26 protein-coding genes and 3 tRNA genes are annotated in these 25,240 nt (G+C 65.3%); 17 read left to right on the top strand and 12 right to left on the bottom strand.

What is annotated here, in order from left to right:
* Nucleotides 1-90 precede the first annotated feature (90 nt).
* Nucleotides 91-288 carry a hypothetical protein gene (locus ACP69V_RS05795; RefSeq protein ID WP_346495474.1) on the bottom strand — a complete coding sequence of 66 codons (198 nt, stop codon included), beginning with the start codon at nt 286-288 and terminating at the stop codon, nt 91-93.
* A gap of 110 nt (nt 289-398) precedes the next feature.
* On the opposite strand from ACP69V_RS05795, the gene ACP69V_RS05790 reads away from it, so the two are divergent.
* Nucleotides 399-473 (top strand) — tRNA-Thr (locus ACP69V_RS05790).
* 66 nt (nt 474-539) lie between these two features.
* Here ACP69V_RS05790 and ACP69V_RS05785 read toward each other — a convergent pair.
* The 4 genes from ACP69V_RS05785 to lipB form a co-directional block, all read right to left on the bottom strand.
* Nucleotides 540-1,112, bottom strand: coding sequence for a hypothetical protein (locus ACP69V_RS05785; RefSeq protein ID WP_426023033.1), 573 nt, complete (start codon nt 1,110-1,112; stop codon nt 540-542).
* 48 nt (nt 1,113-1,160) lie between these two features.
* The gene (msrB, locus tag ACP69V_RS05780) at nt 1,161-1,655 is read right to left on the bottom strand and encodes a peptide-methionine (R)-S-oxide reductase MsrB (protein ID WP_426023032.1); all 495 of its coding nucleotides are present in this window, start codon (nt 1,653-1,655) and stop codon (nt 1,161-1,163) included.
* A gap of 75 nt (nt 1,656-1,730) precedes the next feature.
* Entirely contained in the window at nt 1,731-3,215 is a 1,485-nt protein-coding gene (locus ACP69V_RS05775; protein ID WP_426023031.1) for a hypothetical protein, read from the bottom strand.
* Between the two features lie 127 nt (nt 3,216-3,342).
* Entirely contained in the window at nt 3,343-4,059 is a 717-nt protein-coding gene (gene lipB, locus ACP69V_RS05770) for a lipoyl(octanoyl) transferase LipB (protein WP_426023030.1), read from the bottom strand.
* 9 nt (nt 4,060-4,068) lie between these two features.
* Here lipB and ACP69V_RS05765 point away from each other — a divergent pair, with 9 nt between their 5' ends.
* From ACP69V_RS05765 to ACP69V_RS05735, 7 genes are all read left to right on the top strand, one after another.
* Nucleotides 4,069-4,377 carry a FliM/FliN family flagellar motor switch protein gene (locus ACP69V_RS05765; RefSeq protein ID WP_135195731.1) on the top strand — a complete coding sequence of 103 codons (309 nt, stop codon included), beginning with the start codon at nt 4,069-4,071 and terminating at the stop codon, nt 4,375-4,377.
* Nucleotides 4,378-4,464: 87 nt separating this feature from the next.
* A tRNA-Leu gene (locus ACP69V_RS05760) sits at nt 4,465-4,549 on the top strand.
* 62 nt (nt 4,550-4,611) lie between these two features.
* Nucleotides 4,612-6,030, top strand: coding sequence for a magnesium transporter (gene mgtE, locus ACP69V_RS05755; protein ID WP_409714773.1), 1,419 nt, complete (start codon nt 4,612-4,614; stop codon nt 6,028-6,030).
* A gap of 79 nt (nt 6,031-6,109) precedes the next feature.
* Nucleotides 6,110-7,195, top strand: coding sequence for a glycoside hydrolase family protein (locus ACP69V_RS05750; protein ID WP_426023029.1), 1,086 nt, complete (start codon nt 6,110-6,112; stop codon nt 7,193-7,195).
* A 43-nt stretch (nt 7,196-7,238) separates the two neighbouring features.
* The gene (locus ACP69V_RS05745; RefSeq protein ID WP_426023028.1) at nt 7,239-8,402 is read left to right on the top strand and encodes an isovaleryl-CoA dehydrogenase; all 1,164 of its coding nucleotides are present in this window, start codon (nt 7,239-7,241) and stop codon (nt 8,400-8,402) included.
* 29 nt (nt 8,403-8,431) lie between these two features.
* Nucleotides 8,432-8,617, top strand: coding sequence for a DUF3008 family protein (locus ACP69V_RS05740; protein WP_426023027.1), 186 nt, complete (start codon nt 8,432-8,434; stop codon nt 8,615-8,617).
* Nucleotides 8,618-8,716: 99 nt separating this feature from the next.
* A complete protein-coding gene (locus ACP69V_RS05735; RefSeq protein ID WP_426023026.1) occupies nt 8,717-9,481 on the top strand; it encodes an exopolysaccharide biosynthesis protein in 765 nt (254 codons plus the stop codon).
* Between the two features lie 251 nt (nt 9,482-9,732).
* On the opposite strand, the gene flaF is transcribed toward ACP69V_RS05735, so the two are convergent.
* Together flaF and flbT are read right to left on the bottom strand one after the other, a co-directional pair.
* Entirely contained in the window at nt 9,733-10,095 is a 363-nt protein-coding gene (flaF, locus tag ACP69V_RS05730; RefSeq protein WP_346495507.1) for a flagellar biosynthesis regulator FlaF, read from the bottom strand.
* Nucleotides 10,055-10,477, bottom strand: a complete 423-nt coding sequence (flbT, locus tag ACP69V_RS05725) for a flagellar biosynthesis repressor FlbT (protein ID WP_135195724.1) — start codon at nt 10,475-10,477, stop codon at nt 10,055-10,057. The genes flaF and flbT overlap by 41 nt, the downstream gene beginning before the upstream one ends.
* Before the next feature lie 156 nt (nt 10,478-10,633).
* Here flbT and ACP69V_RS05720 point away from each other — a divergent pair, with 156 nt between their 5' ends.
* From ACP69V_RS05720 to ACP69V_RS05690, 7 genes are all read left to right on the top strand, one after another.
* Nucleotides 10,634-11,077: a hypothetical protein gene (locus ACP69V_RS05720; protein ID WP_426023025.1), complete on the top strand. Its 444-nt coding sequence runs from the start codon at nt 10,634-10,636 to the stop codon at nt 11,075-11,077.
* Nucleotides 11,078-11,090: 13 nt separating this feature from the next.
* Nucleotides 11,091-11,285, top strand: coding sequence for a hypothetical protein (locus ACP69V_RS05715; RefSeq protein WP_426023024.1), 195 nt, complete (start codon nt 11,091-11,093; stop codon nt 11,283-11,285).
* Between the two features lie 61 nt (nt 11,286-11,346).
* Nucleotides 11,347-12,207, top strand: coding sequence for an AAA family ATPase (locus ACP69V_RS05710; RefSeq protein ID WP_426023023.1), 861 nt, complete (start codon nt 11,347-11,349; stop codon nt 12,205-12,207).
* Nucleotides 12,208-12,279: 72 nt separating this feature from the next.
* Entirely contained in the window at nt 12,280-13,083 is an 804-nt protein-coding gene (locus tag ACP69V_RS05705; protein WP_426023022.1) for a methyltransferase type 11, read from the top strand.
* A gap of 115 nt (nt 13,084-13,198) precedes the next feature.
* On the top strand, nt 13,199-13,840 hold the full coding sequence (locus ACP69V_RS05700; protein WP_426023021.1) for a YfbR-like 5'-deoxynucleotidase: 642 nt from the start codon (nt 13,199-13,201) through the stop codon (nt 13,838-13,840).
* 4 nt (nt 13,841-13,844) lie between these two features.
* Nucleotides 13,845-14,777: an NUDIX hydrolase gene (locus ACP69V_RS05695; RefSeq protein WP_426023020.1), complete on the top strand. Its 933-nt coding sequence runs from the start codon at nt 13,845-13,847 to the stop codon at nt 14,775-14,777.
* Nucleotides 14,778-14,864: 87 nt separating this feature from the next.
* Nucleotides 14,865-14,954 (top strand) — tRNA-Ser (locus ACP69V_RS05690).
* 195 nt (nt 14,955-15,149) lie between these two features.
* Here ACP69V_RS05690 and ACP69V_RS05685 read toward each other — a convergent pair.
* A complete protein-coding gene (locus ACP69V_RS05685; RefSeq protein WP_426023019.1) occupies nt 15,150-18,011 on the bottom strand; it encodes a TonB-dependent receptor in 2,862 nt (953 codons plus the stop codon).
* A gap of 345 nt (nt 18,012-18,356) precedes the next feature.
* Here ACP69V_RS05685 and ACP69V_RS05680 point away from each other — a divergent pair, with 345 nt between their 5' ends.
* Nucleotides 18,357-19,910: a carboxylesterase/lipase family protein gene (locus tag ACP69V_RS05680; RefSeq protein ID WP_426023018.1), complete on the top strand. Its 1,554-nt coding sequence runs from the start codon at nt 18,357-18,359 to the stop codon at nt 19,908-19,910.
* On the opposite strand, the gene ACP69V_RS05675 is transcribed toward ACP69V_RS05680, so the two are convergent.
* The 3 genes from ACP69V_RS05675 to ACP69V_RS05665 all read right to left on the bottom strand — a co-directional run bounded on the left by ACP69V_RS05675 (nt 19,907) and on the right by ACP69V_RS05665 (nt 23,227).
* A complete protein-coding gene (locus ACP69V_RS05675) occupies nt 19,907-20,893 on the bottom strand; it encodes an alpha/beta hydrolase (RefSeq protein WP_426023017.1) in 987 nt (328 codons plus the stop codon). The genes ACP69V_RS05680 and ACP69V_RS05675 overlap by 4 nt on opposite strands.
* Nucleotides 20,894-20,995: 102 nt before the next feature.
* Nucleotides 20,996-22,303 (bottom strand): MFS transporter, encoded by a 1,308-nt coding sequence (locus ACP69V_RS05670; protein WP_426023016.1) that lies wholly within the window; start codon nt 22,301-22,303, stop codon nt 20,996-20,998.
* Between the two features lie 84 nt (nt 22,304-22,387).
* Nucleotides 22,388-23,227 (bottom strand): 2-keto-4-pentenoate hydratase, encoded by an 840-nt coding sequence (locus ACP69V_RS05665; RefSeq protein ID WP_426023015.1) that lies wholly within the window; start codon nt 23,225-23,227, stop codon nt 22,388-22,390.
* A 170-nt stretch (nt 23,228-23,397) separates the two neighbouring features.
* Here ACP69V_RS05665 and ACP69V_RS05660 point away from each other — a divergent pair, with 170 nt between their 5' ends.
* Entirely contained in the window at nt 23,398-24,447 is a 1,050-nt protein-coding gene (locus ACP69V_RS05660; RefSeq protein WP_426023014.1) for a LacI family DNA-binding transcriptional regulator, read from the top strand.
* A gap of 44 nt (nt 24,448-24,491) precedes the next feature.
* Here the strand turns inward: ACP69V_RS05660 and ACP69V_RS05655 are convergent, their stop codons facing one another.
* Nucleotides 24,492-25,154 carry an RpiB/LacA/LacB family sugar-phosphate isomerase gene (locus ACP69V_RS05655; RefSeq protein WP_426023013.1) on the bottom strand — a complete coding sequence of 221 codons (663 nt, stop codon included), beginning with the start codon at nt 25,152-25,154 and terminating at the stop codon, nt 24,492-24,494.
* Nucleotides 25,155-25,240 lie beyond the last annotated feature (86 nt).

Here is a 25,240-nt window from a genome sequence, read left to right as displayed (position 1 = left end):
ACGCCTCGGGGGGATGGTTCTCTAGCAAGCCGTTGGGCGCTTGCCAAAGGGCTGCGAGGTCGCGAGCCGATGACTTTCAGTTGCGATGCGTCAGTTGCTGTCGCGCGGCGTCGCAGGCGTCCGCGCCGGGGCCTTGCGACGACGCAGGTTGGCGCGCAACGCCGAGGCCAGCCGGATCGCTTTCTCGGCCTTGGCCCGCGCAATCTCGAATTCCGGCCCCGATTCGACGGGCGGCGTCGCCGCAGCGGCGGCGGCAGGCGTATCGGCGTCATGCGGAGGATGAGTCATGGCCGGATGATGCCGTGATAACGGGCCATGTCCAAACTTTCTTTCAGAGGATCAAAAAGGCGCTTCCCTCCCCGGATGGGTTTGGCTATACGGCCGCTTCCTCAGTCGGGGCCGCCGTAGCTCAGTGGTAGAGCGCATCCTTGGTAAGGCTGAGGTCGTGGGTTCGATTCCCCCCGGCGGCACCATCTGAGAACTGAAAAGGCCCGGCTTTCGCCGGGCCTTTTTGAGTTTCCAGAGCAGGCCTAAATCCGTCAGTCGTAGCCGTACTGCTCACGACGATAGGGATCGCCCGCGTCCGCGTCGCCGTCCTTGCTCCAGCTGAAGCCCATGGACATCGATTTGGTGGTGGTGTCCGCGCCATAGCCTCGACCACGCCAGCCGCCGCCGTAGGGCGAATAGAAGCCCGGGCCACGTAGGCCGTAGCCCCAAGGCTCGTTGCGCCCCTCGCGATAGGCTAGGTCCAGACGACCGTTCTCGCCGACAGGCAAGGAGACGGCGGCGCCATAGCTGCGATAGCCGCCGGTGCCGATTCCGGCCTCGACCATGCCGTGCATCTTGCGCTCCGCCGGCGGACCGACCTCGGCGGCTTCGTCGAAGCTGGCGCCCGACGTGCGCGAGCTGATCCAGTTCTGGATCTGCTGTTCGGTGGTTAGGCCGTGTGGAGCAGCGTCCTGAGCCGTGGGAGCGGTCACCGATTCCTGAGGAGCCGCCGCCATGGCCTGGGCCAGGGTCGGGGCGTTGGACGGCGCGGTCGTGACGACGCCGTCGGGGTCACCGCCCGCCACGGCAAGAGCCGCACTCGCCAAGAAACCTGCAATCAGCATGGGCCGCCTCCGTTCGAAATCATCCTAGCACAGCGATTGAGGCCAAGGTCAGGCGACGCCGTCGCCCCGCTGAAGCGGGTCGGGCAGAGCCTCGCCTTCGGCGACGAAACTGAGCGCGACCGAGTTGATGCAATAGCGATTTCCAGTCGGCGGCGGGCCGTCGGGGAAGACGTGGCCCTGATGGCTGCCGCAGCGGGCGCACTGGGTCTCGATACGGATCATTCCGTAGCTGGTGTCGCGAATCTCGTGAACGTGGCTGTCGTCCACCGGCTGGGTGAAGCTGGGCCACCCCGTGCCGCTCTCGAACTTGGTTCCGCTCTTGAACAGCGGCAGACCGCACTCGCGGCAGCAGAAGACACCCGCCCGCTTCTCGCCCAGCAGAGTGCCGCAGAAGGGCGCCTCGGTGCCGTGCGACAGCAGGACGCGTTTCTCCTCGGGGCTAAGGTCGGCCTCCAAACGGGCGCGTTCCTCATCGTTCGGCGGAGTCAGGTCGAAGCCGGAGGGCGAGCGCAGGCTTTCGTGTGTTGGGGCGAGATCGGTCATGGTCTGCAAATGGGAAGGGGCGGGCCGGGGTTCCACCCCCTGCCCGCCCCCTGTTCCGCCAGATACAGCGATTTCTTACTGGAACAGCGTGCCGACCCAGGCGCGCACGGCGGTCTCGTCGGTCGCCGAGCCCGTGTAGGCCAGGCCCTGCGCCGGGGTGAAGGGTGCGTCGTTGCCGCGCTGACGCGTCGTCCAGGCCTTGTGACCATAGGTCAGCTCGGCATAGTTCGACGGCAGGCGCAGCACGGTGGGCTCGATGAAGATCGAATCCTCGGCTGTCACCGATCCGGCCAGGCGCACGTTCGGCAGGCGGGTCAGCAGGTCCAGCGTATCCAGGCAGCCGCTGGTGCAGCCGCTGTCGACCAGGACCACCACCTGACCCGCGACCGGGTTGGCCGCGCCGCTATCCGCCACGGACGGACGTCCCGGCATGGTGAAGGTCGGCTGATTGGCGGCGAGCGCCGAATCGAAGGCTGCGACGATGGCTTGAGTCTGTTCGATCACCGGACCGGATTCGGCGACGAAGCGCGGATCAGCCTGCATCCGCGCCAGGGTGTCGGCGAACCACTGACGGTTGGCCGTCGTGGCGCGATAGGTGATCGAGCCGGCTTCAGGCTGGCGACTGACGGTGAATTCCGGCGTCCAGATGCGGTTGGCCAGGCCATAACCCTTGCCCGTGGCGTTCAGCGATGCGCCGTTGGCGCCGCGCAGATCGATGACCAGGCCTTGCGCGCCGCGAATGGCGGGCAACTGGCCCTCGACGGCGGCGAAGAAGGCGTCCCATCCGGCATCGTCGGCCAGAGTGTGGACGTGGATCCAGGGACGGCCGTCGACCGTCTCGACCGACAGGGGATTGGCGCCGGGCATATAGATGGTGGCGCGATAGGCGGCCTCCAGGCTGGCGGCGTCGGCCGGCTGGGGCTGCATCTGGAAGTCACGATCGCGACGACCGACCTTGAAGGTGCACAGCGACGGCACGCCGCCGGTGAAGGGGTTGTTGCGGTTCCACAGCAGATAGGGGGCGGTGCGGACGCGACCGGCCTCGGTCGTCAGATCGCCTTCCCAACGGTCCAGCCGCTCTTCGGCCAGTTGAGCGGCGGTCTTGTCGCCGCATTTGACCAAGGTCGCGCCGACCGGCGGCACGTTGCGCACGCCCGGCTTCACATAGGAAACGACATATTCGCCATTGCGCCAGGCCGTGGTCACCCCCGGCCAGCTGGTCGCGAAGAACGGGCCGAGGCCCTCGTAGGTCGGGCGGATCGCGATGTTCGAATCGCGGAAACCGTTGGCGTAGTAGCGCATCAGATAGGCGTGGCTGTCGCCGCTGTTGACGCGCCCGACCTTGCCTTGCGCGTCGGCCAGGCCGGCGTCGATCCAGGTGCGGAAGGCTTCGCTGGGCGCGCCGGGGATCACGGCGGCGGGATGGTTGGCGGCCAGGGCGTCATGCGCGGCCTGAAGGTCCTGTTGCGCCAGGGCGCGAAAATCCTGTGCGACTGCAGCGCCGGCTGCGACGGTCAGCGACAGAACGGCGGCCGATGCGGCGGCGATCATGCGGTTCATGGAGGTTTCCTGCGGCCTTCTATTTCAAGCTCGTGATGAAGGTTAAACCCCATGCGTCACGCGCTTGCCAACCCCGCAGGTCAGGATTTCGCCCGATTGTCACACGCCCTGCGGCGATGCAGCGCGCTCAGAACGGCGCCACAGCCTCGGCCGCCGCGCCGAAGATGCGGTCGAAGCTGCGTCGCAAGGCCTCGTCCGCCTCGTCCATCGTCGCCAGCACGCCCAGATCGACCAGACTGGTGACGCCATGGTCCTGAATGCCGCACGGTACGATGCCGCCGAAATGGTTCAGGTCCGGTTCGACGTTCAGGCTGATGCCGTGGAAGCTGACCCATTTGCGGACCTTGACGCCGATGGCGGCGATCTTGTCCTCGCGCGACCAGCCGGCCCCTTTGCGCTCGACCCACACGCCGACGCGTCCGGGCCGGATATCCGCCTCGATGCCGAACTGGTCCAGCGCGCCGATCAGCCACAGTTCCAGCCCACGCACGAAACACCGCACGTCCTTGCCACGCCGGTTCAGGTCCAGCATCACATAGGCTACCCGCTGGCCGGGCCCATGATAGGTGAACTGCCCGCCCCGCCCCGTCCGGTGCACCGGGAACCGGCCCGCATCTAGAAGATCCTCGTCCTTGGCCGAGACCCCAGCGGTATAGAGCGGCGGATGTTCCAGCAGCCACACCATCTCCTGCGCCTCCCCGGCCGCGATGGCGGCGACGCGCGCCTCCATGAAGGCTTCGGCGGCGGCATAGTCGACATAGCCCTGCGACACGGCCCATTCGACGGGCCGCCCGTCGTCGAGACGCAGTTTCTGAAGGGACGGGCTTAACGGCTCAGCAAGCATGACGCTTCAATGTGGTCGGCGAGGCGTTTGCGCAAGAGACGGCCTTTCAGTGATCGAGAGCTTTACGTGACCCAAATCAACGCCGTCGACGTCGAAATCTCCGTGGTTCTGGGTCGATCGGTGCTGCCGATGTCGCAACTGCTGCGCATGGGTCGCGGGGCGGTGATTCCACTGGACGCCGCAGAGGGCGACGAGGTCTGGATTCTGGCCAACAACTATCCCGTGGCGCGGGGCGAGATCGAGATCCGCGACGACCGAATCGCGATCACCGTCACACGCCAGGCCGACGTCTATGACTTCATGGCCGGGTCCGCCTGAGGCTTGCATCCGTCGCTCGCCACGAACCGATCAATTCGCCCTTTCCTTTTCCAGCGGCTTCGTCTATTCGCCGCCGCTCCGATGCGAGCGGTCGTGGCGGAATTGGTAGACGCGCAGCGTTGAGGTCGCTGTGGGGCAACCCGTGGAAGTTCGAGTCTTCTCGACCGCACCATCTGGCTAAACAGGGCGATTCATCGGCTAACTACGGCTGGACATACCAAGGGAGGCGACCACGTGAACACCACGGACTCCGCCTTCGCTCCAGCCGAAGCGCCTGATAACGAAGACCACGCCGCCCTGGACGAGGACTATGTCCTCACCCCTCAATTCGTCGAGAAAGTCGTGGACGCCGCCGACGACGGCGATGGGGTGCGACTGCGGTCGCTGCTGGAAGACCTGCACCCGGCCGACGTCGCCGATCTGATGGGCTTTCTGACGGCGGAACACCGCGCCGTCGTGGTGTTGTGGTTGCCGCCGGAACTGCTGGCCGAGACCCTGCCCGAGCTGGACGACAACATCCGCGAGGAGGTGCTGGAGCGCGTGCCGCACGGCACCCTCGCCGTGGCGCTTCAGGAACTGGACTCCGACGACGCCGCCGCCGTGGTCGAGGATCTGGAGGACGACCAACGTGAGCGCGTCCTGGCCGCCATGCCCGAGGTTGATCGCGCCGCGATCGAGAACAGTCTGGGCTATGACGAGGAGTCGGCCGGCCGCCTGATGCAGCGCGAGGTGATGGCCGCGCCCCAGTTCTGGAGCGTGGGCGACACCATCGACCACATCCGCAAGCAGGGCGACGATCTGCCGGAGCTGTTCTTCGACATCTACGTGGTCGATCCGTTGAACCGGCCGGTCGGCGGCGTGCCGATCAGCGGACTGCTGCGCGCCGCGCGCAGCATCGCCCTGTCCGACCTGATGGAGCCGATCAACGTGATCGCCGTCGGCCAGGACCAGGAAGAGGTCGCCTATATCTTCGAGAAATATCACCTGATCTCTGCGCCGGTCGTTGACGCCGGCGGGCGGCTGGTGGGCCAGATCACCGTCGATGACATCGTCAACATCATTCAGGAAGAGAACCGCGAGGACATCCTGCGTCTGGCCGGCGTGTCCGACGAGGACCGCGGCTCTTCCGTGTCCGAAATCGTGCGCGGTCGCGTGCCGTGGCTGGCGATCAATCTGGCGACGGCGGCCCTTGGCGCCAGCGTCATCGGCCTGTTCGAAGGCACGATTCAGCAGATCGTCGCCCTGGCCGTGCTGATGCCGATCGTGTCCGCCATCGGCGGCAATGCCGGCACCCAGGCTCTGACCGTGACCGTGCGTGCGCTGGCGACGCGCGAACTGAACAGCTCGAACGCCCCTCGCACCTTCTGGCGCGAGATGGCGGTGGGTCTCGCCAACGGAATGATTCTGGCGCCCTTGATCGGCATCGCCGCTGGTTTCTGGTTCCGCGACGAAGATTGGAAGATCGGTCTGGTGATCGGCGCCGCCATGATCCTGAACCTGCTGATCGCCGCCAGCATCGGCGTCTTGACGCCCCTGACGCTGTCGAAGCTGAAGTTCGACCCTGCCGTGTCGTCCGCCGTGTTCGTCACGGCGACCACCGACTTCTTCGGCTTCCTGATCTTCCTTGGTCTGGCCACACTGGTGCTGCTCTAGACATCATCCACGCCGATCCGGCGCGGGCCTTGCTGATGATCGTGCGAGCGCCGCGCGCCTGTTTCCAATTGGGTCAACTGTGTCTGACGTCCTCCCCAAACCAAGCAAGGTGTCCCGCGAGGGCGTCCTGCTGATCAAGAGCTTCGAAGGCTTCCGTCCTCGCGCCATGCAGCGCGGCGACGGCCGATGGGTGATCGGTTACGGCCACACCCATTCGGCCCGCGAGGGCGCCACGGTGTCCGAACAGGACGCCGAACTGCTGATGCAATACGACCTGATCCCGGTCGTGAAGGCTGTGGCCGATCATGTTCGCGCGCCCCTGAACCAGCACCAGTTCGACGCCCTGGCCAGTTTCGCCTTCTCCATCGGCGCCGATCGGTTCGCCTCGTCCGACGTGGTCGAGCAGTTGAACGCCGGCGCCCCTCGCCAGGCTGCCTTGGCCCTGTCCGAATGGGCGGATGACGCCGCCGCCCAAAAGCCGACGCGCAGACGCTCGGCCGAACATGCGCTGTTCAACGCCGCGCCCGGCGCGCCCGTGACCCTGGCGGACCTGCTGGCCGCCCCTCTACCGTCTCCTTTCGAGACGCCCCAGCCGACCCTTGCCGCCGTCGAGGGCGCGCTGGATGACGCCGTCGCCCCCTTCCCCGCTCACGACGAAACCGCCGCCCCGGCTGCGCCTCAGCCCCATTCCATTTATCCCGCCACAGCCGTCGGTCCCATCGCCGCCAATGACCTGCAGGCCCCGCTCGAAGCCGAGCCCCTCGCCTCGAAGGCAGAGTTCACTAGCGCCGAGAAAGCCAGCGTCGTCCTGACCGCGCCAGGCCTTTCGGAGCCGGAAGCCGTTGCGCCCGTCGATGCCGAAGACGCACCGACCTCCGAACCGGACGCGACACCCGTCGAACAGTCGCTTAGCACGCGCGAAGTCCTCGCCCGCGCACGGGCCGCAAAACGCCCCGGTTGGGGCGAGACGGCCACCTTCCTGATCATGGGCGGTCTGGGCATGCTGTCGCTGGGCGTCGCCATGGCGGCCTTTCGCCGCGCGTCGGTGTCGAACAGCAGCGACACGGCAACCGTCGCCTGGGTGCTGGCCCTGATCGCCGTCGCCTGCGTCGGGGTGTCGGGCTACAATCTCTATCGTCGCTGGGGACGGGCTGACCGCACCTGACAGCGCTTGGCGAAAGGCCGTGCGCAATGCTACGCCTTAGCGCATGAGCATTCCCTTCGCGCCCCAATCCATGGAATTCGGCCTTGGCGAAAACGCCGACGCCATTCGCGACACGACCGCCCGCTGGGCCGCCGATCGCCTGGCCCCTCTGGCGGCCGAGATCGACGAGAAGAACGCGTTCAAGCGCGAGCTGTGGCCCGAGATGGGCGAACTGGGCCTGCACGGCATCACAGTCGAGGAAGAGTTCGGCGGCCTGGGTCTGGGCTATCTCGAACATGTCGTGGCGATGGAAGAAGTGTCGCGCGCCTCGGCCTCGATCGGCCTGGCCTACGGGGCGCACTCCAACCTTTGCGTCAATCAGATCCGTCGCTGGGGCAGGCCCGAGCAGAAGCAGAAGTATCTGCCCAAGCTGATCAGCGGCGAACATGTCGGCTCTCTGGCCATGTCCGAGGCCGGGTCCGGTTCCGACGTCATGTCGATGCGCACCCGCGCCGACAAGAAGGGCGACCGCTACATCCTGAACGGCACCAAATTCTGGATCACCAACGCCCCCCACGCCGAGACCCTGGTGGTTTACGCCCGCACGGGCGAGGGCAATGGCGGCGTCACCGCCTTCCTGATCGAAAAGGGCATGAAGGGGTTCAGCGTCTCCAAGAAGCTGGACAAGATGGGCATGCGCGGCTCCGACACCGCCGAACTGGTGTTCGAGGACTGCGAAGTGCCGGAGGAAAACATCATGGGCCCGCTGGGCGGCGGCGCCGGCGTGCTGATGAGCGGCCTGGACTACGAACGTGCGGTCTTGGCGGCCGGCCCCCTGGGCATCATGCAGGCCGCGTTGGACGTGGTCCTGCCCTACGTTCGCGACCGCAAACAGTTCGGCAAGCCTATCGGCTCCTTCCAGCTGATGCAGGCCAAGGTAGCGGACATGTACGTCGCCCTGAACAGCGCCCGCGCCTATGTCTATGCCGTCGCCCGCGCCTGCGATCAGGGCAAGACCACCCGCTACGATGCGGCAGGCGCGATCCTGCTAGCGTCCGAGAACGCGGTGAAGGTGTCGCTGGAGGCCGTCCAAGCCCTGGGCGGCGCCGGCTACACCAAGGAATGGCCGGTCGAACGGCTGGTCCGTGACGCCAAGCTGTATGATATCGGCGCCGGCACCAATGAAATCCGTCGCTTCCTGATCGGGCGGGAACTGCTGGGAAGCTGACGGTTTCTTGAGGCGGAAGGAGACATCCCATGCCCGCCAAATCCGCAGCTCAGCAAAAGGCCGCCGGCGCCGCCCTGTCGGCCAAGCGCGGCGAGACGCCGAAGTCGAAGCTGAAGGGCCCGTCCAAATCCATGGCCGCGTCCATGACTGAAACTCAGCTCGAAGAGCTTGCCGCCACCAAGCGTAAGGGCAAGCCGGACCACGTGCAGGACTGAGACACAGGCGAACTATCTGATCGCCTTTTCGTTCTGTAAGTGGCGATCCACGCGCCGACCGCCTAGATGGGCGCAATCCCCAGCCGAGCGCCCTGTCTGATGCCCGCCCAACCGCCTCCGAACGACGACCTGCGGCGGTTTTCCGACGTCCTCGAAGATCTTGGCCACGCCCCAGAACCCAAGCTGACCATGGCCGAACTGGTCGCGTCCTTCGGCGAGCGCGGCTTCGGGGCCATGATCCTGATTCTGTCGCTGCTGGCGCTGTTGCCCTGGCCTCCCGGCGGCAAGGCGGTCTTCGCCGTGCCGATCATCCTGATGTCGCTGGAACTGGCTTTCCAGAGACGGAGCGTCTGGCTACCGCGCTGGATGTTGAAGGCCTCGGTCTCGCGTACCGCCTACAATGCCCTGATCGCCACGCCCTTCGCCGCCCCAGCCTGGCTGCGTCGCTGGATCCTGTCGTCCAGAATTCGCATCGCGCACCGCCGCTACATCTTCGCCGACGGCATCCGGCGCGCCGTGCGTCGGCGGCCAAAGGGCGCCAGCGTCCTGAAACTGGTGCGCGCCATCGAAAGGCTGACAAGACCGCGCCTGCCGCTGCTGACGGGCGATGTCGCCGACACCTTCACCGGCCTGGTCTGCGTCGTGCTGGCGCTGATCATGGCCCTGCCCATCCCGTTCGGAGACGCCCTGCCCGGCATCGCCTTGGTCCTGTTCGCCCTGGGCATGATGCAGCGCGACGGCTTCGCGATCCTTTTGGGCATTCTGGCGACGGCCGCCAGCGCGCTTTATCTTTTCCTGATCTGGGCGACCGTCGTCGAGGTCGGCGAACACGTCGCCGGCTGGTTCGGGCGCCTTTTCCACTAGCCCAAACAAAAGGGCCGCCGGGTTTCCCCGACGGCCCTTCATTGCCTGACCGCTAACGGTCCGGCCGCAACTGAGTCTGAAAGGATCAGACCAAGCCCTCTCCGAGGGCCAGGGTCGCGGTCGCCGCTCGCGATTGATGACAATGAGACACTGGATCACCTCCTTTCGACTGTTGAACAGGGAGATGAAACATAAGCCGCCTCAACGCCTTGCGCCAATAGGCTTCGCGCTTTCGTGAACCAAGCGGCGCGTCAGGCCGCCTGCCTTCCGCCTGACAGCCCCTGCATGATCATCCGATTGATGTCGATCAAATCCTGGAACGTCTCCTCGCCCCGCATCACCGCCGAGGAGTGGCGATTGACGAACAGGCTCAACGAAATGATTTGCGCCCGCATAGGGTTCGCCAGCGCATTGGCGGGATCGCTGCAGTCGCTGGCCAGCGTCGACCATAGGCGCCGGTTCCAGTCCAGCGCATCAATGCGCGTGGCGATGTCCGACGCATCAACAGTGGAGGCCTGAACCAGAGCGCGTGTGACCTGACCGAACAGTCGGTACTCCAGGTCGCGCGGGCTCTCAGCTCTCGCTGTCGCCGCTGTGTACGCCTGAAGCGACATTCAGCACTCTCTCTTCATATTCGACAATCTTACGCGCCGACATCAGGGCCTTGTAGTATTCGCGCGCCAGTACGTGACGCGAGGCCGAGACGCATTCGGCCAGGATGTCCGGGTTCTGCGTCGCGCCCATGAATTCGGTGATCCGCAGCGCCAGCTCATCATAGAATTTCGCCGCTGCGCTCTCGTCCAGATACATCATCATGATCGGGAAATAGATCCGCCGGCCAGGCGTGGTGACGTCCTCGGCCTGCATGATGTCCTTCTCGCGCAGCACGCTGGCGCGGTTCTGCAGGATCAGCACGCCGCGGCGGTCGCCGTTCTGGACCACGGCGCCATTCAGGACGAATTTCTCGCCGGGTTTCAGCGACAGCTTCAGGGCCATTGAGCACCGAACTCCAGACAAGGGGCGAACCCGCCACGCGGGACAGGCTCGGTTGAATCAAACTTAGACCGCCATCAGTTAACCATCTCTTGTGCACCGCCTCCGCTGGAACGCGTATCGTCGCCGCTGCGTTGGTTTCTCGAAGAGGAGACGACCATGCCGGACAACGATTATCAGGACGACCAGGAACAGTCGGAAACTTTCGACGAGACCCATCTGGACGACGAAGGCGACGGTGAGTTCCTGCTCGACGAAGCCGATCAGGTCTTGGACGTGACGCAAGCCGACGGTGACGCCGACGAAGAGGAGTTCGACGAGGACGCCGAGGTCGATCTCGACGATCAACTGTCGTTGGACGGGATCGAGCGAGAGGCCGACGCCCTACTGGGTGTGGACGGCGAAACCCGCAGCCAGTCCGATCCCGACGGCGAGCCCCAATCAGCGCCCAACGAAATCGAACTCGTCTATTCCGGCTTGATGGAAAATGAACGCGGGGCCCAGGCCAGCGCCGCCCATTGGGAGGCCAAACGCCTCTCTGACGACGACATCTCCGATCTGGGCTACGGCCCGGATGGCGATCAAGACACCCCAGCTCGATAAGGGAGACATCGACATGACCGATCACAAGGCCCGCCACGACGCCTCGTCCGACACCCCTCACGCCAAGCGCAGCCCGTCCGAAGACGGTATGCCCGATCAGTTGGACAAGATCGAAAAGAACGAAAGCCGCCAGGAGGCCCTGGTCGATGAAGGCCTGGAAGAGACTTTCCCCGCCAGTGATCCCGTCTCGGCCAAACGCATCACCTGATCACTGTTCATGCGGATGGCGATCCGCTACCCACTTCGTGGAGACACGGAGTGGGTTTTTCATGAGCCGGTTCGAAGGCACAGATCGATACATCGCCACCGGCGATCTGAAGGTGGCGGTCAACGCCGCCGTCGCGCTGGAACGCCCCCTGCTGATCAAGGGCGAACCCGGCACCGGCAAGACGGTCCTGGCCTACGAGATCGCCAAGGCGTTCGACGCGCCCCTGATCACCTGGCACGTCAAATCCACGACCAAGGCCCACAGCGGTCTTTATGAATATGACGCCGTTAGCCGTCTGCGCGACAGCCAGCTGGGCGAGGCGCGCGTTCATGACGTCCGCAACTATCTGAAGAAGGGCAAGCTGTGGGAGGCCTTCACCGCCCCTGCCCGCCCCGTCCTTCTGATCGACGAGATCGACAAGGCCGATATCGAGTTCCCCAACGACCTGTTGCAGGAACTGGATCGCATGGAGTTCTACGTCCAGGAGACCGACGAGACGATCCGCGCCGAGGTCCGCCCGATCGTCATCATCACCTCGAACAACGAAAAAGAACTGCCCGACGCCTTCCTGCGCCGCTGCTTCTTCCACTTCATCCGCTTCCCGGACGCCGAGACCCTGTCGGCCATCGTCGATGTCCACTTCCCCGGCATCAAGCCACGACTGGTCTCGGAGGCGCTGAAGACCTTCTACGAAATCCGCGACACGCCGGGGCTCAAGAAGAAGCCCTCCACATCTGAACTTCTGGATTGGCTGAAGCTGTTGCTGGTCGAGGACATCGACGCCGAGACCCTGCGCGAGAAGACGCCCAACAAGCTGATCCCGCCTCTGCACGGCGCCCTGTTGAAGAACGAACAGGACGTGCATCTGTTCGAACGCCTGGCCTTCCTGAACCGTCGCGAAGGCTCGCGCCCCGGCGGCTGACCTGTGATTACCGCGATTTCACTGGATCGCACGGCCGCGACGCGCAGTATGGAGGCCACGAGAGGTTCGACCATGCGTCATATCCTGCTTTATCTAGCCGTCAGCGCCAGCCTGACCGCCTGCGACGGCGACAGTTCGGTCCGCATCACCACCACCTCGTCCGGTGACGATCAAGGCGCGGGCGTCCTGAAGGTCATCGACGCCCTCCAGTGCCCCGACAGTGTCGGCGTGCTGACCCGCAAGGGTTTGATCGCGGCCGGCGGCACGAGCTGCGTCTATGGCGGCCCCAAGGGCGCCGATGTGGTGTTGCATCTGGTCAAGCTGGACGGACGTTCCGTCGATGACGTGCTGCGCGACTTCGAAACGCGGGCCAGCACGGACCTGCCCCACACTGCGGCGCGTCTGGCTCCTGGCGCTGGCGACGCCTCGCCCGCGCCATCGACGACAGATCCGACCGAGACCGCCTCGGTCCAAGCGCCCGGTGTCGATATCAAGGCGCATGGCGACGACGCCTCGGTCAATCTGCCCGGCCTGAAAATCGAGACCCAGGGCGACAACGCCAGCGTCCGTATCGGCGGCATCAACATCCAGTCCAAGGATGGACAGAACACCCGCACGGAAACCTCCAGCGTCAGCATCGACACCAACGACAACTCCACACGCGTGCGCACCCGCGCGCCGGGCGCCGCCACCCGCATGACCTACATCCTGGCCGACGATCAGCCCAGCAACGCCGGCTGGCGCCAGGTCGGGTTCGAGGCCAGAGGCCCCAGCGGAGGCCCTATCGTGGTCGCCGTGGTCCGATCAAAGGATCGCGAGAACGGCCGCATCTTCGACGATGCCAAGGATCTGGTCTCGCTGAACGTCGGCCGCTGACGCCCGTCGAAAGGGCCCCTTTTCATCGTCCATCGGCGCGGATGGGCCCATGCGGCTTGATCCCAGCGCGTCTTTGGGTCACCTGACCCCCCGACAAGCGATCAGGACACGCCCTTTGGCCGAGCGCACACCCAAGAAGAACGCACCGCGCGCATGGCAGCGCATGCTGTCAGGCCGTCGTCTGGACCTGCTCGATCCCTCGCCCTTCGACATCGAGATCGAAGACATCGCCCATGGCCTGGCTCGCGTCGCGCGCTGGAACGGCCAGACCATCGGCGAACACGCCTTCTCGGTCGCCCAGCACTCCTGCGTCGTCGAAGAAATCGCCGCCCACATCAAGCCCGGCCTGGATCCGAAATGGCGCCTGGCCGCACTGCTGCATGACGCCTCTGAATATGTCATCGGCGACATGATCTCGCCGTTCAAGGCGGCCCTGGGTTCGGGCTACAAGGACTTCGAGGCCCGGCTGGAGGCCGCCATCCACCTGCGTTACGGCCTGCCGCCCAAGACGCCGCAGACAATCAAGACCCTGATCAAGAAGGCCGACAAGGCCTGCGCCTTTTTCGAGGCGACGCAATTGGCCGGATTCACCGAAAAGGAATCGCTGGGCTTCTTCGGCAGCCCGCCAGAGGGCTACAGCCTGATCATCGAACCCCAGCCCGCCCCGGTCGCCCAGGCCCGCTATCTGGAACGCTACCGTGTCCTCGCCGGCGCGGTCGGCCTGATCCCCGCCGACGACGCCTGGCACACGGAATAACGCCATGACCCAGGGGGCGGAGGACGGCGTGCGCATCGGTCTGTCGGCGGTCGTCATGACCCTGAAGGCCCGCCAGGCCGTCGTCCTGACCACCCCAGCCGAGGACGGGTCGCGCGCCCTGCCCTTCGGCCCCTTCGACCCGCTGCGCGATCGAACGTTCGAGCGCGCCCTGCGTGACTTCGTGACGGCCCAGACCGGTTTCCGCCTGGGCTTCGTCGAACAGCTCTACACCTTCGGCGACGCCGGCCGCGCCTCACCGCGCGCCACGCCCGGACCTGGCCGTCACCGCGAGGTCTCAGTCGGTTATCTGGCCCTGACGCCCGACGCCGCAGAGGGCCAGACCCACGACGCCCGCTGGGACGCCGTCTTCGACTTCTTCCCTTGGGAAGACCGGCGCGGCGACCACGACGCCGCCTTGACCGACGGCCTGCTTGCCTGGGCCGCCGGCGACGAACACCGCCTGGCCCGCGCCCGCGCCCTGTTCGCCCTGACACCCGCGCATCGCTGGAATGAGGAGCGGGTGCTGGAGCGCTACGAGCTGCTCTATGAGGCCCGCCTGGTCGCCGAGGCCTGGCGCGACGCCGGTCAGCCCCCGCCCCAGCTCATGCCCGGCCGCCTCATGACCTCGGATCACCGACGCATCCTGGCGACCGCTCTTGGCCGCCTGCGCAGCAAGCTGAAATACCGCCCGGTCCTGTTCGACCTGACCCCCGGCGTCTTCACCCTGTCCCAGCTTCAGGCGGGCGCCGAGGCCGTCTCGGGTCTCAGCCTGCACAAGCAGAACTTCCGGCGCGGGGTGGAGCGAACGGGCCTGGTCGAACCCACCGGACAGCTCTCCTCGACCACAGGCGGCCGGCCCGCCGAACTGTTTCGATTCAAGGGCGTGGACGCCCAGACCGGCGCCGCGCCGGGCCTGTCCCTGCCCGCCCAAAGATAGCGTCGGATTTCTTTCACAGACGGGTTGCGAAGCGCTGCGGCTCCGATTAGAGAAGCCCCTCGCTCGACCAAGCGATATCGGCGCCGCGGAGAGGTGGCAGAGTGGTCGAATGTACCGCACTCGAAATGCGGCGTGCCTGGAAGGGTACCGTGGGTTCGAATCCCACCCTCTCCGCCATCCGTCAGCCTCGGCGCGGACGACCGCCGAATAAGCTATTCTAACTACAGAATATGCGCGCTTAGGGACAATCTCCCTGCGGACTCAGTTCGCCTCGCCCTAGCTACGAGCACGAAAAAACGGGCGGCCCTTCGACCGCCCGTTTGTTATCTCCGATTTGGAGCGCCAGGCTACTGAAGCAACCCGTCCCGCGCATCAGAACCTGTAACGCGCGCCCACGAACACCTGACGGCCGGTGTGGTGGTAAACGTAGGTGCTGTCTCGCGGCCCGTCGAGATCGCCGTGGTTCTGGCGATTTTCCTCGTCGGTGAGGTTCAATCCTTCCAGCGTCACGCTGAGGTTTTCGGTGAGATTGTACGAGGCCGAAGCGTCGATGGTCGTCGTCTCGGTCTTGCCCTGGTAAGGGATGCCGTTCGAGCCGCCGTTCGAGCCAGGCACGGACTGGTAATAGGCGTCACGATAAGCCGCAGACACCCGCGCATTGAATTTGCCGTCGTCATAATAAAGCGTGGCGTTCCAAGCGTTCGGCGACAAATTCACCAAATCCTCGGTCACGAACACTCGGCAGGACGAGTCCGTACAGTAGTCGATTTCCGATTCGACGTGTGTGTAGTTCAGCTGAGCACCCAGGTTGGCGAACAGACCAGGCAAGAAGGTGAAGGTCTGCTGGTAGCTGATCTCGAAGCCCTTCAGAGGGCCACCTGGCGTGTTAGTCGGCGTGCTGAAGACATACTCTTCTCCCACGGGACGGTTCGGTGCCGCGGGGAAGGCGACGGGGTTCAGGGCCGTAAGTTGGGCATATGTCAGCGTCTGCTGCGTCGTTTGCACATAGGTCGAGATGTCCTTGTAGAAGTAGGCGAAGGACAGCAGGGCCTCAGGCGCGAAATAGTACTCGACTGAAAGGTCGTACGTCTTGGCGCGATATGGGTCCAGCGCCACGTTGCCGAGCGACGCCGTACGGTTAGCGGCATCCAACGCGCTGAGGCCGAACACGGGGATCAGACTGCCGACCGGCGGACGCGCCATGACCTTGGCGGCGCCGAACCGGACGATCAGGTCCTCAAAGGGTTCCAGCGAGATGTTCAGCGACGGCAGCGTGTCTTCATACTCGTTTTCGCCGGTCGTGGGCGTCGCCACCCCGCCGACGTTGGAATAGCCGAGAGCGTTGACCTCGGTCTTGACCTGGCGGACGCCGACGTTGCCGCGGAAGGGTATTGAACCGATCGTCGTGTTCCAGTCGGCCTGGACATAAGCGCCGGTGTCTTCTTCCGACACTTCACGCCAGCCGCCGAAGGTCGAGGTATTTTCGTTGAGGCCGAGCAGCCGGAAATCGCCACCCGAAACTCCGGTGTTGCACTTGCAACTGTAGTTCCAGACGTCGTCGAGCGCGCCCAGATCCGGACGGACCCAAGAAGTCGCCGAACCCGCCGGCAGATCCAGGTTTCTGCCGAAGTCCTCCAGCATGTTCGTGACGTCGGCCAAGCTTACTCCGGCGGGCAGTGCAGGCGCGCCGTTGTTGAGACGTGCGAAGCTTCGGCTGCTGGATTCGAACTTCTTCCAGCTGGCGCCGGCCTTCAGGGTCAGCCAATCGTTCAGGTCGTAGACGAAGTTTGCCTCGGCGGTCGAATAGACGTTGTCCTGAAAATTCGAGCTGGAGCGGAGTTCGGAACGGGGCTGGGCGCCGGTCGGGCCGACAATGGACCATTGCGCCGGATCAGTGACGTCGAAGCCGTAACCAATCAACGGCAGGTCACGGTTGTCACGGAAATCGATCGTGTAGCCATCGACGTTCTGACGGTCGATGATGGCGCTGACCTGCGTCGGATTGCCGAACTGCGAATCCGCGCGGCCGACAAGGCCGTTGAAGCGGAACTTGTCCGAGAACTCGTGTTCGACGCCGAACGTCAGCTGAGTGAATTCGGTCTCTAGGATATCGAAGCGCTGCTCGCTGCGGATATCCATATTGTCGAGCTCGGCGTAGATCATCTCGCCGGTGTTGGGATCGATCTCATAGTCGACGATTTCCACCTGGGGCTTGCCGCCTTGCGTCGCGTTTCGGCTCAGCGACCAGGCCTGTAGGAAGTTCTCGCTGCGGGTCGAGTCCAGCTTCGAATACAGGGCGTCGAAGGTGAACAGGGTCGGTCCGTTATCCGGACGTGCCTGGAACGACAGGGTAGCGCCGAGACGCTTTTGCCCATGCTCTAGACGACCATAGCGGGGAATACGCGGGTGATAGGTTCCGCCCGGGTTCGGCAGGACGCTTGTATTCAGGAAGCCGCTATCGGCGCTGGCTGGCCCCCATCGAACGGAGCTGAAGCCTTCTTCCAGGCTTTCCTTCTCGCTGTAGGCGATCGAGAACAGCGCGCCCAGCTGCCCGTCGGCCCAGGTGTTGGAAATCAGGCCTGCGAAGCGCGGGTCCCAGTTTTCGGAAAGGTCGTTGTACCCATACTGGCCAGAGATCGCGCCTTGGAAACCCGGCTTGTCGAACGGGCGGCTGGTCTTCAGATCGACAGTGGCTCCCAGCGACCCCTCTTCGACCTCGGCCGAAGCGGTCTTGCGCACCGTGATGTTGTTGAAGAGTTCGGACGCAAAGACGTTAAAGTCGAAGCCGCGGCCGCGGTTCACGCCACCCGAGGAGTCCGTGGCGCTGGTGGTCGCCTGCGCCTCGATGCCGTTGATGCGGGTGCGCGTAAACTCCGAGCTCAGGCCGCGCACGGTGATTGAACGGCCTTCTCCGGCGTCGCGGTCGATGGAAACGCCGGGAATGCGCTGGATGGATTCGGCCAGGTTGGTGTCGGGAAAGTCAGCGATATCTTCGGCCGAAATGGCATCGACGACGCCGGCCTCGTTGCGCTTTATGTTCAGGGCGTTTTGCAGGCTTGCGCGGAAGCCCGTGACGACGATTTCGCCGACCTCGGTTGCATTTTCGTCCTGCGGGGCGGCAGCGGCCTCGGCCGTCTGGGCGGCGGCGTCATGCGCCATCATGGCCAGGGCGAGCGCGCCCAGCGAGGCGGTGGCGACCAGCGCGTGGCGCGCAAATTTGTGGCGTTGGGTCATTCTCTTGTCTCCTCCCAAGTGTGGCGTACCGAGGATCGAAATGTCCCCGTTTCAGCCGCCCGCTGCTGGCGGACGACACCGGTGTCAGCGCTTGTTCGCCAAGCTGCTGCTACCGGTGTCATAAATGTTTAGCCACACATGTCGCCGTGTGGCAAGAACGTGACCGCCATGATCTCGAATTTGTAATCTAGCGAATACAGCAGTGCTCAGAGGCTTCTGAACCAACGCCCAGCGCGCAAGACGCTGGCGATAGGAGGGAAGAATGATGTTCAAGACATACACTTCAGTGTTTTACACGCCGATGGCGGTAAGAGCGGTGCTTCAGCCTGTTGTCAGTGTGGCGACATGATCACCAGACGCTCGGCCATCGCCGCCAGCCTCGCAGGCGCCGCCTTGCCCTTCGCGGCAAGAGCTGATTCTCGCGATCCCCAGGTGCGCACCACGGCTGGACCGGTGGTCGGAATGCGCCGCGAGGGAGTCAACGTCTTCAAGGGCATGCGTTACGGCGCGCCGACCCGACGTTTCCAGCCGCCGGAGCGGCCCGTCACTTGGCGCGCGCCAATCCGCGCCACCGAATACGGCGCGGCCAGTCCCCAACGCGGCGAGGAAGCGAATCAGAGCGAGGACTGCCTGTTCCTGAACGTCTGGACGCCGGGGACCGACGCCGCACGACGGCCGGTGATGGTCTATATACACGGCGGCGCCTATTCGAGCGGATCGGGATCGGACCCGCTGTATGACGGGACGCGGCTGGCGGCGCGCGGCGATGTGGTGGTGGTCACGCTGAACCACCGGCTGAACGTCTTCGGCTATGCCTATCTGGCGCGGCTGGCGCCGGGGTTCGAGGATTCGGGCAACGTCGGTCAGTTGGACCTGATCCTGGCGCTGCAATGGGTGCGGGACAATATCGCGGCCTTCGGCGGCGACCCGTCGCGGGTCATGCTGTTCGGTCAGTCGGGCGGGGGCGCCAAGATCGCCACCCTGATGGCCACGCCCGCAGCCCAGGGCCTGTTCCACCGCGCCGCGACCATGAGCGGACAGCAGGTCACGGCGTCCGGCCCGATCAACGCCACGACGCGGGCGACGGCGTGGCTGAAAGCCCTAGGCCTGACGCCGGACAGGGCGGCCGAGGCGGCGACTATGCCCGTCGAACGGCTGCTGGAGGCACAGAGCGCCGAGGATCCGATCCTGGGCTTCGGCGGCCTGTATTTCGGGCCGGTGCTCGATTTCCGCACCCTGCCCCGCCATCCCTTCTATCCCGACGCGGCGCCGCTGGGTCGGTCGATTCCGATGATCATCGGCAATACCCGCGAAGAGACGCTGGGCTTCATGGGCAATGACACCAAGAATGTCGGCCTGACGTGGGACACTCTGCCCGCGCGCCTATCGCCCGGCGTCATGCGCATCGACATTACGCCCGAGGCGGTGATCGCAGGCTATCGCGCCATGCATCCCGACTGGTCGCCCGATCAGGTGCTGATCGCCGCCACGACGGCGGGGCGGTCCTGGCGCGGGGCAGTGATCGAGGCGGAAGAACGGGCCAAGGCCGGGGCGCCCGCCTGGGTCTATCAGCTCGACTTCCCCGGCGAGATGGCCTCGGGCCGCAAGGGCGCCTTCCATACCGCCGACATCCCTCTGGTTTTCGACAATGTCGAGGCCGCCGGATCGCGGACACGAGGACCCGGCGCGCAAGGCTTGTCCGACCGGATGAGCGACGCCTTCATCGCCCTGGCCCGCGACGGAGACCCCAATCATGCCGGACTGCCGCGCTGGGACCGCTATGAGTTGCCGCGCCGCCAGACCATGCTGATGGACGTGCAGCCGCGCATGGCCGACGACCCACGTGGCGACGAACGGGCCTTCTTCTCGGCCATCCCCTACATCCAGCCGGGAACCTAAAGCGCGAAATTCAGCCGACCGGCCCAGGCGCGAACCAGATCGGGCCAGACCTGGGCGGGCTTGTCCTGGATCAGACGGACGCCGAAGCCGTGGCCGCCTTCCTGGAACAGGTGCGCCTCGGTCGGGACCGCAGCGGCCTTGAACGTGGTCAGCAGTTGCAGGCTGTTCTCGACCGGCACCGAGGCGTCGTCGATGGCGTGCAGCAGGAAGACGGGCGCCGCGCCCCGCCAGTTCATCCGCTCCAGAGAATAGGCCGCGATCCGCTCCGGCGACGGCGTCTCCCCCAGCAGGTGGGTGCGCGATCCGGCGTGGACATAGGGGTCCGCCATGGTCTCCACGGGATACATCAAGACGGTCAGGTCCGGGCGAAGCGACAGGGCGTCGGCGGCGTCCGTCGCAGCATAGGTCGCATCCGTGCGCGCACTGGCCAGCCCCGCCAGATGCCCGCCGGCCGAGGCGCCGAGGACGGCGATCTTCTTCGGATCGACCCCATAGTCGGCGGCCCGGCTGCGGATCAGGCGGATGGCGCGCTGCGCATCCTGAAGCGGGGCGTCAGCCCCGGCGGCCCATCCGTCGGCCGGCAAGCGATAGCGCAGCACAAAACAGGTCGTGCCGCTGGCCGCAAAGACGCGGGCGACGTCGTAACCTTCCTTGTCCAGCACGGCCCAGCGATAGCCGCCGCCGGGGATCAGCAGCATGGCCGATCCGTTCGGCCGCTCCGGCCGGAACACGGTCAGGATCGGATCGGTCGTGTATTGTGCGTAACGGTCGTGGAAGGCGGGATCGGTCGAACGCTCGGGCACGATCGGCGTGACCGTCACCCCCTCCCCGCCCGGCGCGCCGTCGGGCCACAGGCGGATGATCTCGGTCGGATCGGCCGGGCCGGCGCGTCCGCCGTCGGCGATCGTCTGCGCCCGTGCGTCCTTGACGCTGAAGGCTATCCCGGCCCCTGCGGCCAGTCCAAGAAGTGTCCTGCGTTCCATATCCATCGTCGTGACTCGCATGGTTGAACGGAAAACGGCCGGACGATCGCTCGCCCGGCCGCTCTCATTGCATTGGTCAAGCCGGGCGAACCCTACTCAGCCTCAGAGCTTGGCCGGCTCGTATCTCGGCGTGATCAGATGGATCACCAGAAGCGCCAGCAGGTAGGCCGAGGCCGCCACAATGAAGATGGGGGTATAGCTGCCGATCTGATCCAGCACGTAGCCGGCGTATTTGGCCATGGCCATGCCGCCGAAGCCGCCGATCATGCCGCCGATACCGACAACCGACCCCACGGCCGAGCGCGGGAAGACGTCACCCGGCATGGCGTACAGATTGGCCGAGAAGCCCTGGTGGGCCGCCGTGGCGACGCCGATGATCAGCACCGCGACCCAGACGTTGGCGGCCATGCCAGCAAAGGCGACGGGCACGACGGCCAGGGCGCAGATCAACATGGTCAACTTGCGCGCCGCATTCAGGCTCATGCCGCGCTTCAGGAACTGGCCGGACAGCCAGCCGCCGCCCACCGAACCGACGTCGGACATCAGATAGATGGCGATCAGCGGCGGGCCGAAGGTCAGCAGGTCCAGATTGTACTGCGAGCCCAGGAAGCCCGGCAGCCAGAACAGGAAGAACCACCAGATCGGATCGATCAGGAACTTGCCCAGCGCATAGGCCCAGGTTTCCTTGACTGTCAGCAGCTTCAGCCAGCCGATCTTCTCGGCCGGATCGGCGGGATCCTGTTCGATGAAGGCCAGTTCGGCCGGCGTGACCTTCTTGTGCTGGCGCGGCTCGCGATAGATCAGGAACCAGATCGGCGCCCAGATCAGACCGGCGACGCCCAGGATGATGATGGCCATTTCCCAGGCCGGGTTCTCGCGCGAACCGAACCAGACGGTGGCGATCAGCGGGATCAGCAGCGGCGTCAGGATGGCGCCGATATTGGTGCCTGCGTTGAAGATGCCGACGGCGAACGCCCGCTCCTTCTTGGGGAACCACTCGGTGACGGCCTTGATGCCGGCGGGGAAGCCGCCGCCCTCGCCGATACCCAGGGCCACACGGGCCGCGATGGCGCCGCCCATGCCGCGGATGCCGGCGTGAGCGATAAAGGCGATCTGCCAGATGATGAAGGCCAGACCGAAGCCCCAGCGGGCGCCGATCCGGTCCACGATCCGTCCCCACAGCAGGTAGGACACGGCATAGGACGCCTGGAACCAGAAGATGATGTCGGCGTAGTTGGTCTCGGTCCAGCCGAACTCTTCCATCAGGGTGGGTTTCAGAACCCCGATCGCCTGACGGTCGACGTAGTTGATCACCATGGCTGCGAACAGCAGCCATACGACCACCCACCGGTATCGTCCCGGCGATGGCGCCTTGATCTTGATGGGACCTGCGCTTGCAGCGTCAGTCATGGTTAGCACCCGTTCCTGTAGTCCTCGACGCGTCCCTGCTCTTTTCCGTCCCTGAACGGCGGCGGGGTGGGCGTCCGATGATGTTTACTTGGCTTCGGCCCTGACGACCGAGCAATGAAGTTCTGCGATACCCTTGAAGATGCACACGGCCTCGTCGCCCGCGTGAACGCGGTGGACGCCGGTGACGGCGCCGGTCGAGACCAGCGTGCCCGCCTTCAGCGGACGGCCCCAGCGCGCGCAATGCTCCAGCAGGAAGCGCACCGATTCCATCGCGCCGCCGGCTAACGACAGCGAGCCGCCCGTGCCGACGCTGGCGCCGTTGATGACGGTTTCGACCTCGATGCTGTCCAGCCGCTCGCGCCAGTTCTCGACCTCGGGGCCGATCATCAGCCCGCCGTTGTTGCCGAAGTCGGAAGCGACGACGGCGGAGCCCAGGTCGTTGATTGCGGAAAGCGGGCTGCCGGCCAGTTCGACGCCGATGAAGACCTTGTCCACGGCGGCCGTGGCTTCTTCGAGGGTCCAATCGGTTTTGGAGGGATCGGCGTCGGCGCCGATGCGGGCGATGAACTCCGATTCGACGGCGGCGAAACCGCCCTCGATCTCGGGCAGAGGCACGACGGTGTCGCCGGGCGCGGGCCAGACGTTGCGCGCGAAAATGGCGCCGGCCAGGCGGTGGATGCCCAGTTTCGGCTGCTGCTCTGGCGGCACGCCGCCCACCTTCCAGCCCACGACCTCGTCGGAGAACAGGCCGATGGCGATGTCCTGAATGGCGTAGGATTCGGCCATGCTCTGGGGAATCGCGCCCGGATAGTCGGGCGTGCAGCGCGCAGCCAGGCGCGCCTCGACGAACTGTCGAGCGATGTCGGCGTGATCGGCCGACAGCGAAGCGGCCGAGCCGGAATCCGGGACGGACGTCGCGCTCATAGGGCGTGGCTCGCGAATGAAGGGGTCGAAGTCAAAGCAGTTGCCTCGTGAACAAGCTTCGATAAGAGCGGCGAAGGAAACCGGTGTCAATGCGCTTTAGCAACGCCCCATGGCGCTGACGGCGAGTCGCGGCTATGCCTTTGCATTGCACATAGAGAAGGAGCCGAACCTTGGCTCAGGACGATCCGCGACCCGGCAAACCGGGCAAGCGGGCCACGATCAACGATGTCGCCAGAGAAGCGCAGGTCTCCAAGAAGACCGTCTCGCGAGTCATCAACCAATCGCCGTTCGTCAAGGAAGACACGCGCGAACGGGTCAACGCCGTCATCAAGGCGCTGGGCTTCACCCCCGACCCCCAGGCGCGGGGACTGGCGTTCCGGCGCTCGTTCCTAGTCGGTCTGATCTACGACAACCCCAGCCCGACCTATGTCGTGAACATGCAGCAGGGCGTTCTGGACGCGCTGAAAGGGTCGGGGCTGGAGCTCGTCGTCCACCCGTGCAGCCGCAATTCCCCCACCCTCCTGGAAGACATTCGCGGGTTCGTGGAGCGCCAGCGCCTATATGGCGTCATCATGCCGCCGTCGATGTCGGAGGACGAACAGGTCATCGCGCTGCTGCGTGAACTGGATTGCCCCTATGTCCGCATCGCCTCGGTGGCGCTGGACGAGCCGCAGGCCATGGTGGTCACCAACGACTGGGTCGGCGCGGCCGAGGCGGCGGCGCATTTGGCCGATCTGGGACACAAGCGAATCGGCCTGGTGCGCGGGCCGGATTCCTTCCGGTCATCGGCGGTGCGGGGCAAGGGCTTCCTGGACGCCCTGGCCGAGCGTGGGATCCCGCTGGACCCCGTTTATGATTTCACGGGCGCCTATACGTTCGAATCGGGCGTCGAGGCCGGGCACGCCCTGCTGTCGCTGGACACGCCGCCGACCGCCATCTTCACCCTGAACGACGACATGGCCATAGGCGTGATGCAGGCTGCGCGCGATCGCGGGCTGGAGCTGCCGCGCGATTTGTCGGTCGTGGGCTTCGATGATTTGCCGATGGCGGCGCGGGTCTGGCCCAATCTGACGTCCGTGCGCCTGCCTATCCGCGACATGGGACGGATGGCGGCCGAGAAGCTGCTGGCGCCGATGCGCGGCGTCGATCCGGCCAAGATGCGACAGCCGGAAGTCCGCCCGGCCCTGGTGGTGCGCAAGTCGGCGATTCCTGCGGCTTGAAGACAGTCGGTCGGCGCGCGTGATTGCGCGCCGACCTCTATGCCTTAAGCCGTTTCGAGAACGGGCTTGGCGGCGAGAACGCCCTTCAGATACTCGCGAATGCCTTCGTCGGTGGCGTTGGCGAAGAAGTATTCCTGGAAGCGCTCGCCGGCGATGGCGGCCTTCAGCAGGTCCTGATCCATCGTCCTCAGCACCGTCAGCATGTCGTGGCAGGTCACGGCCTTCAGGTCGCTGAGCACGCCGCGGTTCTTGCGCATGATCTCGGCCCGCTCCTTGGGATAGCCCAGGCCCCGCTCGCCTTCGAACAGCTTGCGATAGACGTCCTGCAGGTTCAGTTCCGCAGCCCAGCCGAAGCCCTTGGCGTAGGGCATGGCGATGGCGTTGCCGTCATTGATCTGGCCGAACAGGAAGGCGTCGGTCGGGTCGATGATCAGACCGCAGAAGACGCCGGGCATGGCGTTGGCGGCCAGCATCGAGCCCGTGCCCGTCCCGCAGCCGGTGACGACGAAATCGGCCGCGCCCGAGTTCAGCAGGATGCCGGTCAGGACGCCGTTCATCACATAGGTCAGCGACGCCTTGTCCTCAGCCGCATACATTCCATAGTGGAAGACTTCGTGGCCCAGGGGCTCCGCGACGGCGGTCAGGGCGGCATGCACCGTCTCGCTTTTGGCGGCCTGGCTGTTTTCGATGATGAGAGCGATCTTCATGGGGGAATCCTCAAGACGGTGGCGAAGCGATGCCGAACAGATGTCGGCGATTATGGTGTAATCCATTGCATCATAATATGACACCG

The sequence above is a fragment of the Brevundimonas sp. PWP3-1b1 genome (assembly GCF_049896065.1).
Classification (GTDB): domain Bacteria; phylum Pseudomonadota; class Alphaproteobacteria; order Caulobacterales; family Caulobacteraceae; genus Brevundimonas; species Brevundimonas intermedia_B.
Note: the sequence above shows the minus strand (reverse complement) of the source record. Positions and strands in the feature narration are given on the sequence as shown.

Coding starts and splice junctions, on each gene's coding strand:
- ACP69V_RS05685 (WP_426023019.1), bottom strand. CDS start 18,011: ATGACCCAACGCCACAAATTTGCGCGCCACGCGCTGGTCGCCACCGCC.
- ACP69V_RS05670 (WP_426023016.1), bottom strand. CDS start 22,303: ATGACTGACGCTGCAAGCGCAGGTCCCATCAAGATCAAGGCGCCATCG.
- ACP69V_RS05695 (WP_426023020.1), top strand. CDS start 13,845: ATGACCCAGGGGGCGGAGGACGGCGTGCGCATCGGTCTGTCGGCGGTC.
- ACP69V_RS05740 (WP_426023027.1), top strand. CDS start 8,432: ATGCCCGCCAAATCCGCAGCTCAGCAAAAGGCCGCCGGCGCCGCCCTG.
- ACP69V_RS05715 (WP_426023024.1), top strand. CDS start 11,091: ATGACCGATCACAAGGCCCGCCACGACGCCTCGTCCGACACCCCTCAC.
- ACP69V_RS05765 (WP_135195731.1), top strand. CDS start 4,069: ATGTGGTCGGCGAGGCGTTTGCGCAAGAGACGGCCTTTCAGTGATCGA.
- ACP69V_RS05705 (WP_426023022.1), top strand. CDS start 12,280: ATGCGTCATATCCTGCTTTATCTAGCCGTCAGCGCCAGCCTGACCGCC.
- ACP69V_RS05735 (WP_426023026.1), top strand. CDS start 8,717: ATGCCCGCCCAACCGCCTCCGAACGACGACCTGCGGCGGTTTTCCGAC.
- flbT (WP_135195724.1), bottom strand. CDS start 10,477: ATGGCCCTGAAGCTGTCGCTGAAACCCGGCGAGAAATTCGTCCTGAAT.
- ACP69V_RS05680 (WP_426023018.1), top strand. CDS start 18,357: ATGATCACCAGACGCTCGGCCATCGCCGCCAGCCTCGCAGGCGCCGCC.
- ACP69V_RS05675 (WP_426023017.1), bottom strand. CDS start 20,893: ATGGAACGCAGGACACTTCTTGGACTGGCCGCAGGGGCCGGGATAGCC.
- flaF (WP_346495507.1), bottom strand. CDS start 10,095: ATGTCGCTTCAGGCGTACACAGCGGCGACAGCGAGAGCTGAGAGCCCG.
- ACP69V_RS05785 (WP_426023033.1), bottom strand. CDS start 1,112: ATGCTGATTGCAGGTTTCTTGGCGAGTGCGGCTCTTGCCGTGGCGGGC.
- ACP69V_RS05655 (WP_426023013.1), bottom strand. CDS start 25,154: ATGAAGATCGCTCTCATCATCGAAAACAGCCAGGCCGCCAAAAGCGAG.
- ACP69V_RS05775 (WP_426023031.1), bottom strand. CDS start 3,215: ATGAACCGCATGATCGCCGCCGCATCGGCCGCCGTTCTGTCGCTGACC.
- msrB (WP_426023032.1), bottom strand. CDS start 1,655: ATGACCGATCTCGCCCCAACACACGAAAGCCTGCGCTCGCCCTCCGGC.
- ACP69V_RS05710 (WP_426023023.1), top strand. CDS start 11,347: ATGAGCCGGTTCGAAGGCACAGATCGATACATCGCCACCGGCGATCTG.
- ACP69V_RS05720 (WP_426023025.1), top strand. CDS start 10,634: ATGCCGGACAACGATTATCAGGACGACCAGGAACAGTCGGAAACTTTC.
- lipB (WP_426023030.1), bottom strand. CDS start 4,059: ATGCTTGCTGAGCCGTTAAGCCCGTCCCTTCAGAAACTGCGTCTCGAC.
- ACP69V_RS05745 (WP_426023028.1), top strand. CDS start 7,239: ATGAGCATTCCCTTCGCGCCCCAATCCATGGAATTCGGCCTTGGCGAA.
- ACP69V_RS05665 (WP_426023015.1), bottom strand. CDS start 23,227: ATGAGCGCGACGTCCGTCCCGGATTCCGGCTCGGCCGCTTCGCTGTCG.
- ACP69V_RS05795 (WP_346495474.1), bottom strand. CDS start 288: ATGACTCATCCTCCGCATGACGCCGATACGCCTGCCGCCGCCGCTGCG.